Source organism: Flavilitoribacter nigricans DSM 23189 = NBRC 102662 (assembly GCF_002646595.1).
In the GTDB taxonomy this organism is placed as follows: Bacteria; Bacteroidota; Bacteroidia; order Chitinophagales; family Saprospiraceae; genus Flavilitoribacter; species Flavilitoribacter nigricans.
In genome coordinates this window covers 113,775-131,349 of the sequence record NZ_PDUD01000009.1, presented here as the reverse complement: position 1 = coordinate 131,349, position 17,575 = coordinate 113,775, and the positions used below count along the sequence as shown (strand labels likewise).

The 17,575-nt window shown below is 50.5% G+C and carries 10 protein-coding genes; 4 read left to right on the top strand and 6 right to left on the bottom strand.

Annotation, left to right across the window (positions count from 1 at the left end; translation table 11 throughout):
- Positions 1–13 precede the first annotated feature (13 nt).
- Positions 14–1,159: a Gfo/Idh/MocA family protein gene (locus CRP01_RS05410; protein WP_099148992.1), complete on the top strand. Its 1,146-nt coding sequence runs from the start codon at positions 14–16 to the stop codon at positions 1,157–1,159.
- A gap of 251 nt (positions 1,160–1,410) precedes the next feature.
- Here CRP01_RS05410 and CRP01_RS05405 read toward each other — a convergent pair whose 3' ends face one another.
- The 6 genes from CRP01_RS05405 to CRP01_RS05380 form a co-directional block, all read right to left on the bottom strand.
- Complete coding sequence (locus CRP01_RS05405) at positions 1,411–2,763, bottom strand: hypothetical protein (protein ID WP_143473281.1); 1,353 nt, start codon at positions 2,761–2,763, stop codon at positions 1,411–1,413.
- 600 nt (positions 2,764–3,363) lie between these two features.
- Positions 3,364–3,735 (bottom strand): hypothetical protein, encoded by a 372-nt coding sequence (locus CRP01_RS05400; protein ID WP_099148990.1) that lies wholly within the window; start codon positions 3,733–3,735, stop codon positions 3,364–3,366.
- A 299-nt stretch (positions 3,736–4,034) separates the two neighbouring features.
- Positions 4,035–4,580 carry a hypothetical protein gene (locus tag CRP01_RS05395; protein ID WP_099148989.1) on the bottom strand — a complete coding sequence of 182 codons (546 nt, stop codon included), beginning with the start codon at positions 4,578–4,580 and terminating at the stop codon, positions 4,035–4,037.
- An 18-nt stretch (positions 4,581–4,598) separates the two neighbouring features.
- Positions 4,599–5,453 carry an MOSC domain-containing protein gene (locus CRP01_RS05390; protein WP_099148988.1) on the bottom strand — a complete coding sequence of 285 codons (855 nt, stop codon included), beginning with the start codon at positions 5,451–5,453 and terminating at the stop codon, positions 4,599–4,601.
- A gap of 55 nt (positions 5,454–5,508) precedes the next feature.
- The gene (locus CRP01_RS05385) at positions 5,509–7,785 is read right to left on the bottom strand and encodes a T9SS type B sorting domain-containing protein (protein ID WP_099148987.1); all 2,277 of its coding nucleotides are present in this window, start codon (positions 7,783–7,785) and stop codon (positions 5,509–5,511) included.
- A 516-nt stretch (positions 7,786–8,301) separates the two neighbouring features.
- Positions 8,302–9,831: an FG-GAP repeat domain-containing protein gene (locus CRP01_RS05380; RefSeq protein WP_099148986.1), complete on the bottom strand. Its 1,530-nt coding sequence runs from the start codon at positions 9,829–9,831 to the stop codon at positions 8,302–8,304.
- 140 nt (positions 9,832–9,971) lie between these two features.
- On the opposite strand from CRP01_RS05380, the gene CRP01_RS05375 reads away from it, so the two are divergent.
- The 3 genes from CRP01_RS05375 (at position 9,972) to CRP01_RS05365 (ending at position 17,365) form a co-directional block, all read left to right on the top strand.
- Positions 9,972–11,804 (top strand): T9SS type B sorting domain-containing protein, encoded by a 1,833-nt coding sequence (locus CRP01_RS05375; RefSeq protein ID WP_099148985.1) that lies wholly within the window; start codon positions 9,972–9,974, stop codon positions 11,802–11,804.
- Positions 11,805–12,277: 473 nt separating this feature from the next.
- A complete protein-coding gene (locus CRP01_RS05370) occupies positions 12,278–15,520 on the top strand; it encodes a SusC/RagA family TonB-linked outer membrane protein (protein WP_099148984.1) in 3,243 nt (1,080 codons plus the stop codon).
- Between the two features lie 96 nt (positions 15,521–15,616).
- Positions 15,617–17,365 carry a RagB/SusD family nutrient uptake outer membrane protein gene (locus tag CRP01_RS05365; protein WP_099148983.1) on the top strand — a complete coding sequence of 583 codons (1,749 nt, stop codon included), beginning with the start codon at positions 15,617–15,619 and terminating at the stop codon, positions 17,363–17,365.
- Positions 17,366–17,575: the final 210 nt, after the last annotated feature.

Here is a 17,575-nt window from a genome sequence, read left to right as displayed (position 1 = left end):
CTAAAGAGAAATCATGGATACCATAAAAGTGGGGGTAGTCGGGCTCGGTTTTATCGGTCCGGCGCATATCGAGGCACTGCGCAGAATACCCGGGATCGAAGTGACGGCGATCAGCCACCACACCCGGGAGAAAGCGGAAGCGAAAGCGGCGCAGTTGCGCATTCCGCGGGCCTACACTGATTTTTACGAAATGATCGACCAGGAATCGCTGGATGCGGTCCATATCTGTACGCCCAACCACCTGCACTACCCGATGGCCAAAGCCGCTCTGGAAAAGGGCATCCACGTCATCTGTGAAAAACCACTGGCCGTCAAGCTGGAGGAAGCGCAGGAATTGGTAGAACTGGCCGCGAAAAAAGGACTGGTCAATGCGGTGCACTTTAATATCCGTTATTATCCCATGGTCCGGCAAATGAAAATGCTGCGGGAAAAAGGGGATCTGGGGGAAGTCTTCTCCGTGCTTGGCTCGTACCTGCAGGACTGGCTCTTTTACGCTACTGATTACAACTGGCGCCTGGAGCCGGAGCAATCCGGGGATTCCCGCGCTATCGCCGATATCGGCAGTCACCTGATCGATCTGTTGGAATACGTTACCGGTCGCAAAGTGACGCAGGTAATGGCCGATTTCAATACGGTACACCAGACGCGAAAAAAGCCACTGAAACCGGTCGAGACCTATTCCGGTAAAATGCTGCAACCGGAAGACTATGCGGACGTGCCGATCCGTACGGAAGATCACGCCACCGTTTTGCTGCGTTTTGATAACGGAAACAAAGGAAGTGTAACGGTCAGCCAGGTGGCGGCCGGCCGCAAGAATCGGCTGAGTCTGGAAATTGCCGGATCCAAACAGACCCTTAGCTGGTGCTCGGAAACACCGAATGAGCTCTGGATCGGTCACCGCGATGAACCCAACCAGGTGTTGCTGCGCGATCCTGCCTTATTCTATCCGGAGGCGGCGGCGCTGGTCGCTTATCCCGGCGGCCATAATGAAGGCTTTCCGGATACGTCCAAACAATTATTCCGGGAAGTATACGCAGCTATTCGCGGCGATCAGCGTGAGGCTCCACTTTATCCAACCTTTGCGGACGGTTACCGGGAGTTGCTGCTATGCGAACGCATTGTTGAAAGCAACCATAAATCGAGCTGGGTATCGGTATAAATAAGGGTGAGTGGGACAAAATTTTACAAAAAAACAGCTATTCCCGATTAGGTAGCGGCAGAATTTGCCTTCAAATCGAGAATAGCTGTGAAGAGCGTAATCAAATTGCAGTGTTTTTGAGCTGCAGTGAAACAGCACAGCAGGCAACGTTACCGGTGCGGCCCGTCACTGTATTTTAATTGCGTCCTTTTATACTTCTACTTAAAACTTCTACTTTTAATCAGGGATCAATAATTACTTATCGATCGAAATTAATAATCATAAATGTGTATTCTCAGGTCGATGTATTCGGTACCGCAATCGGATACGGCCGTACACCGCAGCGTTACAAATCCCGGCGTATCATCCCAGTTTATCGTAACGATCTGGTTGGTAGTACCACCGGTAAAAGAACCGGTCGCGGAGTAGCCGGGATATCCGGAGGGAATGATCGACCAGGTAAGCGTAGCATCGGCGATCGTTACCGGACCAGCCACCCAGTAGGTGAAAGTAGGCTGGTAGTTGGTCTGATCTACGTGGATGTTATCATCACCAACTACTGCGCCGTAGGGTACGCCCAAATCGTCCAGGTCCCACATGCCGTGGTTGGCGATCTTGGCAATACCGGAGCACAGGTTGGACGTGCGGACGCCCACTTCATCCACGCTATGGTCCGTGATTTCCGTACCGGGCAATAGACTGGTAGGGTCGGTCTCCACATCGGACCAAAAGTTGGAACCACTGCTCCAATCGTCATTTTTGTAGTAATCGAAAATGATCGAACTCGGCGAAATATCTCCGTGTCCCCATCCGGTAAAAATCAGGTTATCACCGGTATCGTAGCAATTGTAGGCCAGGGAAACTCCCTCGAAAGGCCCACAAATACTGGTGTTACAGGAGGCAGAGCAACTGGTGATGGCCCGGTATGCTCCCGTTACGGCACCGATAGCGGCACCGATCAGACCGAAGGCATTACTCCCTGCCTTAATTTTATCACCCAGGCCCAGCATATCCTTCACTGCACCCAGATAACAGAAGAGCCGATCCCAGAAATCACAGGAACTTTTGGCTCCCAGATTATCGTGGCCCGACGCATCGTAGGTCTCTAAGCGGTGTTGCATGAGGTGACGGGTAATGGAATTGATCCTGAGGATCTCTCCCTTTTCCTCGTCGCTCAACAACTCGTTTTCGAGAACTGCCTTATCCTGATCGAGCATCCAGTTCCAGGCCGTTGTGGCGTTGGGGTGTTCATTGAATAAAAAGGTTCTCAGGTCAGCGTGTTGTTTTTTCATTAAGTCGACCTGAGCGATCGAATAGACACCCTGCTCCACCAGGTAATCCAAATGTTGTTCGTTATTCAGATTTCTTGTTTCGTAGGCTTTTACTTCCGATTCGAACTTGCTCTTAAATTCATCCCGGTATTCTTCGGCAACAAAGGAATAGGGATCAACCGTAGCCATATAGTACTTAACATGGCGGTAAACGAATTGTCCGAGTTGTTCGGCATTGAAGGTCAGGTTTTCAGAGAGGTCAATTGCAGGATTTATTGCTACATCCTGTAAATCGGCATTTTTATTACAACCAAAGGGAATTAATATGACCAAAATTGCGAGCAATCTGGTCAAGAGACGCATTTTAAACATAAGTTGAATACTTTTTTTAAATAAAAAATAGGTTAGGCTCTTGTACCGACGAGCGATACAAGCAGTTGCTTGTGTTTGAAAATTTGGAAATAGAAAGGTACCTTTTGCCCGGGTTAAATACCCAGACAGCTTAGTGTATTGAATTTAGAATGAGAAGTAGCTGTAGGTTTGGAAAAGCGAATTTTTACAATGGATAAGCATGATGTGGAAACATCAGTGCGTATGGTTTAAAAACCAATTTTGATAGATATGATTAGCAGTAGAAGTGGGGCTAAATAAGGCATTTTATTTGGTAAATGCAAGTTATTATTACATTTTTTTTTAATGTAATTGCGTTAATGCGTCTATAGTTTCGTCTGGACGATAGCAAAGGAGATGGTGCAAAAAAGAAAACCCAGACCTTTTAGCAGCAAGGTCCGGGTTTCTCAACAAAACTGATTTCAATCACTTATTTAATCTAAATTCGAAGTAACTTAGGTAGAGGGATTACCTATCGTTAAAATGGAGCAAAATCGCTCATTCTAACGGTTGCAGTCTCTCTACACTTTACCATCTACTCTCTACGATTAAAGACAACTTGACTTATTTAAATAAAGACGTTTGATCTTTCCTGTTCATTTTCCCTTTAGGCAGAGCGCTTACTTCCTGCTCCCGGTTTTTCCAGAACTTGTAATTTTTGGCCTTGGGACCCATGAACTTCGGGTTACTGATTGCTGAATAATCCGTTTGGACGCCTGCGGCCCGATAGCGGTGTTTTTGGTTTTTGGCGGCCGGTCCCGTCAGTGATTCGACAGATTCGGTTTCGGTATCTGCCACCGTAACGGCTGGATGATCCTGGCCCATCAGTTTGAAGTTCTTGGCCTGCGGTCCGGTCAGGGTTTGCTGGTTTTGGCCGTAGCTGAAAGGTACGATCGCCATCAGGGCGACCACTACGAGAATTGATTGAATTTTCATGATCGTTTTTTAGGGTTATTAGATAGATTGTATAGACAAATTAAGGTGCATACGACCGTAAAACCATGTGGGGTTGAGCCGGCTCGCAACAATCTTGAGTCGGTGGGAGATTTTTTGAGTTCGTCTTTCGGGAGATGATTCCGGAGGCCGGGATTGGCGCGACTCCTGGCAAAAAGGGCTGTTAAATAGGGTAGGAGCTAATTCCGTCCGGTAGCAGCCGGAACAATAGCGGCAACACAAATCCCATTGCAGAGGATTAGTGAGCCGGAAAGGAAAGTCTACAAGTGGAGAATCCTTAGCTATTCCAACCGAAAGACCTCTGCGCCCCGGTACTGCTGTTCGGTATACGTAGAATCTGCATAGTTGAACTGATCGTAGCGGATATCGAAATCAATGGACCAGGTATCATCACTGAGTTTTTGCCCGCTGATCTCCCCTTTGGCGATCCGCCAGTTGCTGTTGCCCGCGCAAAAGCACTGGGCATCGAATAGGCAGTTTGCGTACCAGAGTGCTGAGTCCTGAAGTAAAAAGCTGGATTGGTCGGGATCGAATTCAAAGACCAGTTCGTAGGTCACTTCGTCGTCTGAAATATTTCGGTTTTGGTCAATGTAGCGGGAGTAAAATGCGACCTGTCGGTTACCCGGTTCCAATTGGTATTTCCAGCCTCTGTTCCAAAAAGGAGGAATAAGGGAGTCAAAATTGAGGGCGATCTCCTGATTGGTGAAGACCCTGGTCTCCAATACCTCCCGGAAATTATCATCGGAGTCTTTTTCGCAGGCCGGAAGCAGGCAGGAAAACAGGAGCAGGATGCCGCTCATTTTAGCAAGCGCATTTGTATTTTTCATAACCCATTATTTTCCAGGTCAGACACCATTTAGCGGAGGATCGGTTGGCGTTTCATGCAATTTAATCGGATCACCTATCCGGATCATAGATTCGTGCTCTGGCTGATCCAGTTCCCAGCAGGCATTCAGACCAAAGAGGATCTTGCGATCTTGCCGACGAAAAGTTGCCAGCGTCCGGGTCGGTTCTCTGGAGGCCTGGCCCGTATGCAGATCGATTGTCGGGATCTGACAACGGGCACAGGGTTTGGTGCCACGGAAGAGCGCAGATCCAATTGAGAAGTTCTTCCAGTTATCCTCCACGAAGGGTGTTCCTCCCGAAAAGACCAGATTGGGTCGGAACCGCAATACGTCGATGGGTTCCGAAAGTCGGTTATTCAGATCCTGCATGGAGGCTTCACCCAGGATCAAATAGGGATAGCCATCGGCAAAACTAACGGTTTCATCACCTTTGGCGTAGCGCGGATCCAACGGGCGGTAGCTGTCGTCTGGCATATACACCAGGTGGCAGGGCGTGCCGAGTGCTTCCGAGAACCAGCGGTCGGCTTCCGGAGAGACCCGGAGGGCTTCGCATTCATCCTGCCAAACGGTTACCTTTTGCCGGTGTGATTTCGCCGGTGGCTGCACGGGAAACTGCAGGTCTTCCCTTCCGCCCCGAAGGTCGGTAACCCGGATCTGATGCCCGTTTATGGTCGGCTGCAGGCGGGCCATGACTCCCAGCTCCCGCTGGCTGAGAAATTGTCCGTCGGGAGTAACCAGCATCCAGCGGCGGTCCCACTCCGGACCTCTGTTGGTAAGTTTGGTCTCAGAAAGAGAGAGCCCACGGAGTGATTTAACCGGATAGATATAAATTTGGGAGAGTTGCAGATCAGCCATTCAATTTTTCGGGTAAAGATAAGTGACTCCCGGCACTTAATCACTACTCGTCTGACTACCTCAATAGACTCACTTCCCCGGACTCCAGGCCGCTGAATGTGCTGCCGTCTTCCCGGAAACCATCGTAACGGAACATCCATACGTAAACTCCGGCAGCGGCCGGCCGGTTTCGCCAGAAGCCGTCCCAGGACGCATCCGGATCGGCAGTTGAAAAGACCTGATTCCCCCAGCGATCAAAGATCTTTAGTTCCATGCTGCTAATGTCCGTGGCAAATATCCGGAAGCGATCGTTATTACCGTCATCGTTCGGACTGAAAGCATTCGGCGCGTAGATCCGGGTGGGGCACTGTTCGGTAAGGACCACTTCATCCGTACCCACACAGCCGAATTCATCCGTTACATCCACCCGAAAGGTGCCTCCTTCTTCTACCGCAAAAACCGGCAGCCGGCTATTGTCCTGCCAGCGGTAAAGCAGGAACTGCCCCGGATCCAGCAATAGTTCGAAATCCGATCGACGGGTGCAGACCAGTGTATCTTCTCCCAGGTACGGCTGGGGGGTAGGGTGTACCGTGACCTCGGCCAGCGCCGGAAATGTCGCGCAACCGGACACGATCCCCACTACGGAATAGGTGCCCGACTGAGCCGGAGTCGGATTGGGGAAATTGGGTTGCTGGGCGGTGGAAAAGTATTCATTCGGACCGTACCATTCGTAACGGGCCTCGTTCAGGTCCGATGCCGTCAGGCGGAATGCGGTACCCTCACAGACTTCCATTTCATCGGTCGCATTCACCGATTGCCGCAGGCTAACCAGCAGATCCCGCTCGGAGGTATCACGTTCATCGAGGCAGCGATCGTAGGTGATCAGGGTGACGGGATAGGTGCCCAACTGATCGTAAATATGTTCGAAGCGGTGACGGGTACTGGTGGTGCCGTCGCCCAGATCCCAAAAAGCTTCGTAGCGATCACGGGGTAAACCGGAATCAAAAACGATCGTGTCGTTGAGACAACCTCCTTCGGGGATAGCATTGGCGTTAATGGCTGTAAAGCTGGCTCCGCCGCTGTAGGCGTAAGATTCGATCTCACCGTAGCCGTAGGCGGTTACGATCACACCACAGCCACCCGAATTGACGGTATGACTGCCCGCCTGGACCCGGATCTGTGCGTAGGAGAAATCCGCATTGGCACCGACGGGCACAAAATTACTGCCGGTAGCCGTCACGGGCTGCCCGTCGATAAGAATGTTGTTGACATCCCCGGTTTGGGCGATAACATTGATGTAATTCTCCTGGATATTCTGAAAAGAAGAATTATACAAGGTAACTATGTTCCGGGTTTGTTCCACACTGTTCAACAGCACGAAAGCCGGATCGCCGATGCCCAGCCCATTGCAGTTAGAGCCGATCAGATACTGGGCGGCCAGGATCGGTTTATTGGCCGTGATGAAAGCTGCGGTACTGGACTGGTATTCCACAAATTCTCCGGCATCGAGATTGAACACCCGCGGGTTGGCCCCGTCGATTTCAATGACCGTATTATCCTCGGCGGCCAGGATGCGGTAGATATCAAAACTCGTTCGGGCACTGGGAATGGTCACAAAACGGCGCCCCCAGGTAGATACGGGGTACATTTGTTCGAGCAGATTATCGCGCAGGTTGCAGGACATGGGAACGCTCGTCCACTGGCACCCTCCGAAAACGGCCAGTTTTTTATCACTTTGAATATGTGTTCCGGTAAGGTCATCATTGGCGGACCTCGCCTGCACCTGGTAGGTTTCCCCGGCATCCAGCATTACCGTGAAGGTACTTCCGGGAGATTTGCCGGCCAGCGTACGATCACTGAGCGTAATGCGGACTTCCGTTTCGTCCTCGGTAGCAACCAACAGGAACTCGGATGGATAATCCCGGCCATCAAAGAAAAAACCGGTATAGGTCATAATGTAGTATTCCCGATCAATGGCCTCCACCGGAAGGACGATCGAGGCTTCCGCCCGAAAAGAATGGTACTGGTGGATGTATACCGATACCGGATCGTCGGATTTTACCCGTACGCCTCTTTGGTTTACACTTTCGGAGCCCACGTTCTCCGCTTCGCGCGGCAGTCGGATCAGACTAACCTGGTTAGCGGTAACCGTAAAATTCTGACTCCAGCCACTCAGCGGAATACTCACCGTTCCCGAGGTATTTTGCTTGGCGGTGATCATTACCACCATGGAATTTCGGCCGGTATCAAAGTGTTCCATAAAGCCCAGCCAAAAATCGGTACCCTCATTGGATTGACCAAAGGAGTAGAGACCGGAAAGCAAACAAAGGAAACCTAGTAAAATTCGCTGCATGATGGAAGGAGATATATACTGACGTAAACACGAGTAATGCGAATCAGGGGTTAAAATTTCCAGAGGGACGAATTATAGGTGACTGTCTCTTTTCTTCCGAATAAGACGATACAATTAAGGTTGATACATGCGAATCAGGAGTTAAATTTGGATAAAATGTGCCGTTAGGCACAAAATAGAGGTAGCAAGATGACCATTTCCCGGCTTAGCGTGCTGTAAGTACGCCATGTAAAACGGTATTGCGTACCTACGGAACGCTAAGTCTGCCGAATTACTAGACGGACTACCTATACCCTACGGGACTTTTCACCCCTGATCGGCATGATGCATGTTGATCACAGCGTACACCGACCAAAGCGGTTTGGGGTTTTCCCAAACTAATTCGCATCAGGTATAGCTGCCTCTGGTAAAGCTACAATAAAGGTTCGGCATGAAAAGTAAGTTTTCCGACCAAGCTGGATTTGGCAGGGTAATTACTCTGGGTCTTATGTCAATTGGAAAGTTTAAAAGCCGGGATCACAGTGGTTCTTCCCCAATGCGATTTTCCAGCCACAACAGATCCACGTTCTGACGCATCCACCTTTGGGGCAAACTATCCGGCACGGGAGCGGGAGAGCCGACGTAAAGTCCCAACAGGATATCGAGATCGCCGTCTTTGTCCACATCATTCGATTCCATGATCAGGGGGTGCCCTTCCAGGGTTGCGGCGCTGGTATAAGATTGAAATCGAAAGGCAGCGGCCTCTTCATTTTCCAGATAGATAAAAGACTCCCCGGCATTGTGCTCGAAATCGGGAAAGATAGCGGCAATCGCGAAATCCTGATCGCCGTCCCGGTCAAAATCGCGGGCGATCACCCGGGTGGCCCCGTATACCGGATAGAAGAAGGCTTCCGTGAAATTACTGGAACCATCATTCAGGTAGAGTCGAAAGCCGTGGTAGGGTTTAAGGATAAAGGTAAAGTCCGCATTGTCACCGTTGACGACAGCTATATCCAGGTCCCCATCCCCATCATAATCGAAGAGTTCAAACCAGCTGGAGCCGTAGACCGGCGGCAATTGAATGACCTGCTCACGGGAAAACTTCCCATCACCCTGATTGAACAGGACATAAATACCCTCATCACCCTGGCCGGCCAGAGCGATAATATCCTCCCGACCGTCTTCATTCATATCCGCTAACTCTACCCGGATCATACCCGGTTGATTGACGAGCACCCGCTTTGAATAGCTTTCATCCCGGCCTTCGATCAGACTGAGCATGCCCACGCGATTACCGAATTCACAGACCAGATATTCCGCAGTGCCGTCCTGGTTTAAATCGGTACGCTTCGCAAATACAGGCCGGTAGAGCCCTTCCGCCAGTAATTGCTGCCGGCCGTTCCGAAAAAGCCATAATTTTCCCCGCGGAACATCCGAGGGATTCAAATTGCCCATTTCGAGAACCAGTTGCTCCGATCCTTGCCCGTCAAAACCGGAGATGGGAGAAGCAAAAAGGTTGACCATGCGGCTGGTATCCGTTCCGGACCAGCTGAACCACTCTCCGGTTCCGGTACCGATCCAGCACCCATTTTCCGGCCCCGTGCAATTCAGGGAGGTGACCCGGGCCCCGTTCATCCGGTCGATACCGATCTTATGCACGCTGAATTGCTTCAGAGGGACCGACCGATGTTTCCGGACGGTATCCACCGGAAGGCTATCCGGAGCCAGGGAGATCACATAATTATATATGCTGTCCCATTCGGATTCCGATAGGAGAGGGGTTTTGGGATAAACCTGGGTTCGTTCAATATAATAAGCTTCTTCGATACCGAGTCCATTCACCGGATTGTAAGCTCCTGCCTGGACCCCGAGCCGGGCGCCCATTTCGGGCAGTACCCGGGTGATCCACAGGTCTTTGGAGAGATCGCCCGGAGAAGGCAACTGGTGGCAGGAGCCGCAGTACTGTCCGTAGAGGGCCTCCGCGCTGGCTTCTTCACTGGATTGACAGTGCGTAAGACTTAAAATGACAACGGCCAAGGCCGTCACGCACACGATGGTTTTCCGCATACCTTTGAGATTATTGACAGTTGCTAAGATAGAATGATCAGGGTAAAGTGAAAGGAAATGTCAAAATTCAGACATCAATTGCGGATCTCCAATCGTTTTACGCAGCAGTTTGCCTAATTTGGTAGTCGAACGCAGGAGCTATGGATGAAAATTACACCTACTATATAAAGTGTCGCGCTAAGGGGTTGCTTGCGGATACGGCCCGAAACCTATGGTTTTTATTTTTTTTTACCGGCCTGGGCTTCGGTACGTTATTGCCGGCGCAGAACTATTTCAAGAAGCTGGAGGGAGCCGACCGTTTTTTCAATCAGCGGATCAGCCAGTTTACGAACGGGGACCTGCTGATCGGGGATTCTTCCATCGAGGCGGTGCGTACGGGCAGCGGGGGGGAGATCTATATCACCCGCATGGATCTCTGTGGGAACATAGAATGGAGCCGGGGATACCGTCGGGAAGACGAATATCTCGAATTGAAGGATATTGAGGTCAATGAAGCCGACGAAGTCTTTGCTTACGGCAGCGCCTACATCGGCCTGGATGAGTTGATCTTCTTTTTGAAGCTGGATAAGCGGGGGAACATTATGCAGTTTCGGCTCTTCAAACCGGAAACGGTGGATCACTTTTCTTACAATATCGATCTCAAGGGAGGGCGATTGATGGCTTACGGGCTCATTTTGGATTTTGGGACCAAAAAATTTGGGTTTGTAGCCATGTTTGACGAGAACCTTAATTTTTTGTGGGGTAAAAAGTTTACACCATTCGCTTCAACGGGCGGAGCTTACATTACGGATGATAATGGGTTCATCTGCCGGTCCGACCAATATTTATTTAAACTGGACCCCGACGGTGAACTGGTGTGGGCGACCGAATTAGCTCCCAATGATTATAACAGTCCGGTTTCAGGCCCGCTGGAAGTATCCGGTGGTTACATACTGCAGGCTGCCGGTAACGGACAGTCCTTTTTTTATAAGGTAGACGACTCCGGCCGGTTCGTCTGGAAAAGCGAACAATTTCCGGCTAAGTCTTTCCCGATTGATATGCAGGAGATGCAGAACGGCAATATTTCTGGCGTCTACAGTGTAAAGGGAGAGAACGGAAACCGCTTATGCCGTTTGGAATTGAGCCCGGACGGTCAGATCAGGAGCCAGGAATTCATGAATACCGATATCAGTATCAAACCCGGCCGGATATTTAATTTGCTCAGGATGGACGGCACCCAGGTCATTTCAGCTAATCCCGATCCTACCGAAATTCAGGCTGTAGACGTTCCCGGCTTCTTACTGCAGACCGCACCTTCGACGGCGGGGGAAACCTGCTTCGATTGGGTGCGTTTTCAGGATACCCAGCCGAATCAGGTGCCACTGAGCTTTATGGCCCTGGACACGGTCAGTCTTCCTACCCAGATGACGTTTATCAATAACTCCAATATCAATCTGATCTCCTTCGAGATCCCACTGGTCAATGCCTGCGCCGACGGTCCGCAAACCGAACTGATCCGGGAAGATACCATCCTGGCGTGCGGTGAGGACTGGACGGTCATGCTGCCGTCTGCCGAGTTCAGCTGGCTGGATGGGATCAGGGAAAACCCACGCACTTTTTCTGCTCCCGGGACCTACACCGCCCGCAATGAAGATTGCGGAGCTCAGGTGGTTTACGAGTACGTGCTCGACAAGCCGGACTGTCTTTGCCAGACCTATCTGCCGACAGCTTTCAGCCCCAATGAGGACGGACGCAACGACTTATTGGAATTGTACGCCGATTGCGAACTTGTACATATGGAGTATACCGTTTTCAGCCGCTGGGGAGAAAAAGTGTTTGAGAGCAACATTCCTGGTGTTTTCTGGGATGGGAGGTACCGGGGGCGACTGGTGCCAAACGGTTTGTATCTGGTAAAGGTCAATTATCAGTGGATGGATAAGGACGGCAACTTGCAGTCGGGAACGATCATTCAAAGTGTTACCCTGCTGAAGTAAAACGAGATTATTCGTATTATTGAAAAAAATATAAACCGAGATGTAAGGTTGGAAAAACGGAATTTAATTCTGCGAGACAAATTTTTCTGTTATTTTTTATGGTAATTTTAGGATTATCTTTACTTTCATGCGATCATTTTGAGATGGCAGATTATAACTGCTTGAATTTTAATCGGAAAGCATAATAACGAAGGTAAAATAACTGACAAACAATAGTAAAATACCTAAGACCATTACCCCAAAGTTTCCCTACCAACAGAACCTCTTTCCAGAATTTTTTTTCTAACGTTCTGGAATACTAGGAACCGAATATTTGGTGCAAATACTTCGCCGTATTTGGACGCCCCTAAAGAGTTATGCCCGGTATATGGCAGTACCGGCATAAAAAACCCTAATCCTTAAGTACGTTAATAGAACCAGATTAAAGATCATTTTTGGCAATTAATCTTTCACTTTTGTAAATTCAATAGTTTATGGAACAAAAAGCTATTACACTTAGCCCTAGATTTATCAGGGCAGGCTTTTTTCTACTCTTCATGGCGATGGGGACATTCCTACTCGCACAGGTATCGGGTACCGTAACTGATGAAGCAAACAACGAGCCCCTGATCGGTGCGACTGTTTTGCTGAAAGGCTCTGCGACGGGTACGGTTACCGATTTCGACGGAAAATACACAATCGATGCAGCTAGTGGTGATGTACTGGTATTCTCTTATACCGGTTTTGCCACTCAGGAGATTACAGTTGGTACGGAAACTGTTGTCGATGTGGCCCTTTCAGAAGGGGTTGCATTGGGCGAAGTTATCGTTACCGGTTACGCCGTAGAATCCAAGCGGCAAACCACCGGTGCGGTTTCCATTATTAAAGCGGCAGACCTGAAGGCAATCCCTTCCGGTAACGTTGAGCAGCAGTTACAGGGCCGGGTTGCCGGTGTAACGGTAATCACCAACGGACAGCCGGGTACCAGTAGTATTATCCGGGTACGTGGTTTCGGTGCCTTTGGGGGTAATGAGCCACTGTATATCGTTGATGGTGTACCGGTGCAGAATACGGATTTCCTTTCTCCGGATGATATCGAGACTTCTACCACGCTGAAGGATGCTGCGGCTGCTTCCATTTACGGAGCACGGGCTGCCAACGGTGTGATCGTTTACACGACCAAACAGGGCTCGAAGGGCGCGAAGAAAATGACCGTTTCTTATGATGGTCTTTTCGGGGTTACCGATCCTAACGTCAACGGAGCGCCCCAAATGCTGAGTCCACAGCAACAGGCAGACTGGACCCACATTGCCTACCGTAACAATGCGGCAGCTAACGGTGTTGAGCCGGATTACGCTCACCCGCAGTACGGAAGCCAGGCGCAGGCTACTTTACCGGATTATCTGCACGCCAACGGACAGAACGGTGTTCGCGGCTCGGTGGATCTGGCGGCCATTCAGCGCGCCTACGAAGCTGATCCGGAAAACGTTTTCCTGATCAAGCCGAATCTGGCCGGTACGAACTGGTACGACGAAATTACCAGAACGGCTCCCCTGAACCGTCACAGCCTCGGTTTCAGCGGTGGTGTAGACAACGGACGCTACTACTTCGGTCTTTCCTACCAGGATCAGGCCGGTATCCTGATCAACAACAATTTCAAGCGCTATTCTTTCCGCGCTAACTCCGAGTTTGATCTTACGCCCTGGCTGACTGTAGGTGAAAACCTTCAGTTTACCTATCGTTCCGTAGTTGGACAGCAAGGTGGGCAAGGTGGTATCGGTATTGCCGATGACGAATCTCAGGTATTGGCGGCCTATCGGATGCCGACCGTTATTCCGGTATACGACGAATTTGGCAACTTTGCCAGTACCAAGGCAGCCGGCTTCAACAACCCCCGTAACCCGGTACGGATCCTGACCAGAAACAACGGTGACGACCAAAGTTACAGCAATACGCTGTTCGGTAATATCTACCTGCAGATCGAGCCGGTTAAGGATCTCCGCATCAGAACCAGTATTGGTGGCGGTTTGAGCAACGGCTACTTCGTTAACTATGACTACCGCTATCTGGGTGATTCCGAACCACAGGCCAGTAATGGTTTTGGTGAAGGCAGTAACTCCGCCCTCCAGTGGGTATGGACCAACACTGCTTCCTATAAATTCACCACCGGGGCGCATACCTTCACCGCTCTGGCCGGTATCGAGGCCCTGAATACGGGCAGCGGCCGTTTTGTGAACGGTTCTGGTATCAACCCCTTCTCCATGGACCTGGATTTCGTCAACCTGACCAACGTCCAGTCTCCGGTGGTGAACAGTGGTAAGTTCAACGGTGTTAACTTCTTCTCTACTTTCGGTTCATTGGATTATAACTTCAATGAAAAGTACTATATCCGTGGTCTGGTTCGTCGTGACGGTTCTTCCCGTTTCGGTGCCAATAGTCGCTACGGTGTATTCCCGGCATTCTCTGCCGCCTGGCGGGTAACGGCCGAGCCTTTCATGCAGAACGCTTCCTGGATCTACGACTTGAAGATCCGTGGTGGCTGGGGACAAATGGGTAACTCCAATAACGTAGACCCGAACAACCAGTACTCTCTGTTCGGAACGGGCTTCGGTTTCTCCTTCTACCCGATCCAGGGTCAGAACAGTGGAGCGGACCAGGGCTTTGCCAGAACGCGGATCGGTAACCCGGACGCTCGCTGGGAGACCTCCGAAATGACCAACATCGGTTTTGACCTCTCGCTGTTCAACAACCGCTGGGAGATCATCATGGACCTGTGGCGTAAAGATACTGAGGATCTGCTCTATGCAGTACCCATTCCGGGTGTGATCGGAACGCGGGCCAACGCGCCTTCCGTAAACATCGCTGAAATGCGTAACCAGGGTATTGATATGCAGGTCATCAACCGCGGTAAACTCAGCGGTGATCTGAACTACGAACTGACCATCAACGGTGCATTCCTTCAGAACGAGGTTATCGCACTGGCACCGGGTATTGAATTCTTTGACGGACCCGCCTATCGCGGTGTTCAGGCCACCCGTAACCAGGTTGGCATGCCGCTGTCTTCTTTCTTCGGCTATAATGTGCTGGGTTACTTCAGCAGCCAGGCTGATATCGACAATTCTCCGGACCAATCGGCCAGAGGAGCGGGTATCGGTCGCTTCAAATACGAAGACGTTAACGGTGATGGAGTTATTACACCAGATGACCGTACTTTCATCGGTGATCCGATCCCGGATTTCACCGGTGGCCTTAGCCTTAACCTATCCTACAAAAACCTGAGCTTTGACATGTACTGGTACACTTCTCTGGGTAACCAGATCTGGAACCAGTCCAAATGGTTTACCGATTTCTTCGGTTCCTTCGAAGGTTCTGCTAAAGGCATCCGTGCCCTGCAGTCCTGGACGCCCGAACTGGGAGACAATGCAGCTGCCCCGATCTGGGAAAGTGCTTCCAACGAAAGTACGAACGGTGCCGGTAATTCCTGGTATGTAGAGGACGGTAGCTACCTGCGTCTGCAACAAGTAGCTATTAGCTATACATTCCCAACTTCCATGACCGATAAAATGCGTCTGGGTGGATTGACCCTGGGAGTAGCTGCCAACAACCTGCTGACTATTACTTCCTACACCGGGCTTGACCCGCAGGTAGGTGGTGGAGCGGATACCAACTTCGGTATCGATGTGGGTAACTACCCGGTCACTCGTGGTTTCACCTTAAGATTAGGAGCTAGTTTCTAACAATATTGTTTGGAGACAGACAGTTTTTGCCTGATTTTATGGCGATATTGAGTGCATATTAAACTTTAAACTCTAATTTTCTAAAAAGTATTCGAAATGAGAATATTTGATCATTATAAAATAACTTTCGTCGCCCTGATGGCCTGTATGGTCTTTATGGTTTCCTGCGGGGATGACTTCCTGGAGGTAGAGCCGACCGGGCAATTAGCAGAAAGTACGCTGGCTAACAAAGCCGGTATCGAAGGCTTACTGATCGGTGCCTATGCTACCCTCAACGGGGAATTCGGTAACCGCTTTGAAGGACCGAACCGTTGGGTAACGGGCGGTATTTTGGGCGGAGACGCCAATAAGGGAACTGACCCGGGTGACTATTCCACCATTAACCCGATCCAGCGCTATGAGATCAACCCGACGAACGGGGATATCAATAACTTGTGGCGGGGAAGATACGAGGGAATTAGCCGCTGCAACTACGTGCTGCGCCTGTTACCGGCCGCTGAGGATATTACCGAAGCGGAAGCAACGCGTATCGCGGCTGAGGCCCGTATGCTGCGCGCACATTTCTACTTTGATCTGAAGATCCAGTTCAACAGCATTCCTTACATCGACGAAACGCTCGATTACGGTTTGGGTATCGAAGAAGTACCCAATAGCCCGGATATCTGGGACAAGATCGAAGCGGACTTCCAGTTTGCTTTCGACAATCTGCCGGAAACTCAAGCGCAGATTGGCCGCGTTAACAAGTGGGCCGCCGGTGCTTACCTGGGTAAAACCTACCTGTTCCAGGAGAAATGGAGCCAGGCAAAATCCATGTTCGACCAGGTTATTGCCAACGGTGTAACCCCTAGTGGTGACAAGTACGCGCTGTTGGACGATTTTGCACAGATCTACAACGCAGAAAATGATAACCATGCGGAGGCCGTTTTCGCCGTACAATCTGCCAACAATACCGGTAGCACGGCAAACGCCAACTACTTCGACGACCTGAACTACCCGTACAACACCGGTAGTGACGGACCGGGTAACTGTTGCGGCTTTAATCAGCCTAGTTTCAGCCTGGTGAACTCCTTCCGCGTAGACGCAAACGGTCTGCCGCTGTTGGACGGTTCCTACAATACCGCTGCGAACGAAGTGAAGCATGACTACGGTCTGGCTACCAGCGATTCCTTCGAAGAAGATAATGGCCCGCTTGATCCTCGTCTCGACCACTCTGTAGGTCGTCGCGGTATCCCTTACCTGGATTGGATTGAGCACCCGGGTAACGACTGGATCCGGAACCAGGCTTACGCCGGTCCGTTTTCTCCGAAAAAATACATCTACTACAGAACGCAGGAGAACAGCTTCACCGACGGTAGTTCCTGGACCCGTGGTTACGCGATCATGAACTTCACCATCATCCGTTACGCCGATGTACTGCTGATGGCCGCTGAGGCCGAAGCCGAACTCGGTAACCTGGATCAGGCACTGGAGTATGTGAATATGGTTCGCGAGCGTGCCGCCAACGAAGAACACTGGGTGAAAGAATACGACGGTAGTGGCAATGCTGCCAATTACAGCATCGGACTGTATACTTCCGCCGATTTCGATACGCAGGATAAAGCGCTGGAAAGAATTTACTTCGAGCGTAAGCTGGAGCTGAACAACGAAGGACACCGTTTCTTCGACCTGGTTCGCTGGGGAATGGCCAACGAGGAACTGAATGCTTACCTGGACTGGGAAGCTCAGTACCTGACCACCATGTTCGGCGGTGCTAATTACACCGATACTTACAAATGGCTGCCGATCCCACAAACGCAGATCGACATCCATCCCGAAGGTGTGCTGACGCAAAACCCGGGATATTAATCGAGATCACTGATCATTAATTGATCTGATGAAATACAGGGAAGAGCCGCTCCGATTTGGGGTGGCTCTTTTTTTTGCAGGGCGTTCCGGAGAAGGTAGCCGGCAAATGCATGCGGGACATACTTTAAACTCGGGCCACTGCACGCTAAGGCTACGAAAGCTCTATCTCCGGCATACGAACTGAACTGTGAAATCGGTAGATATATCCAC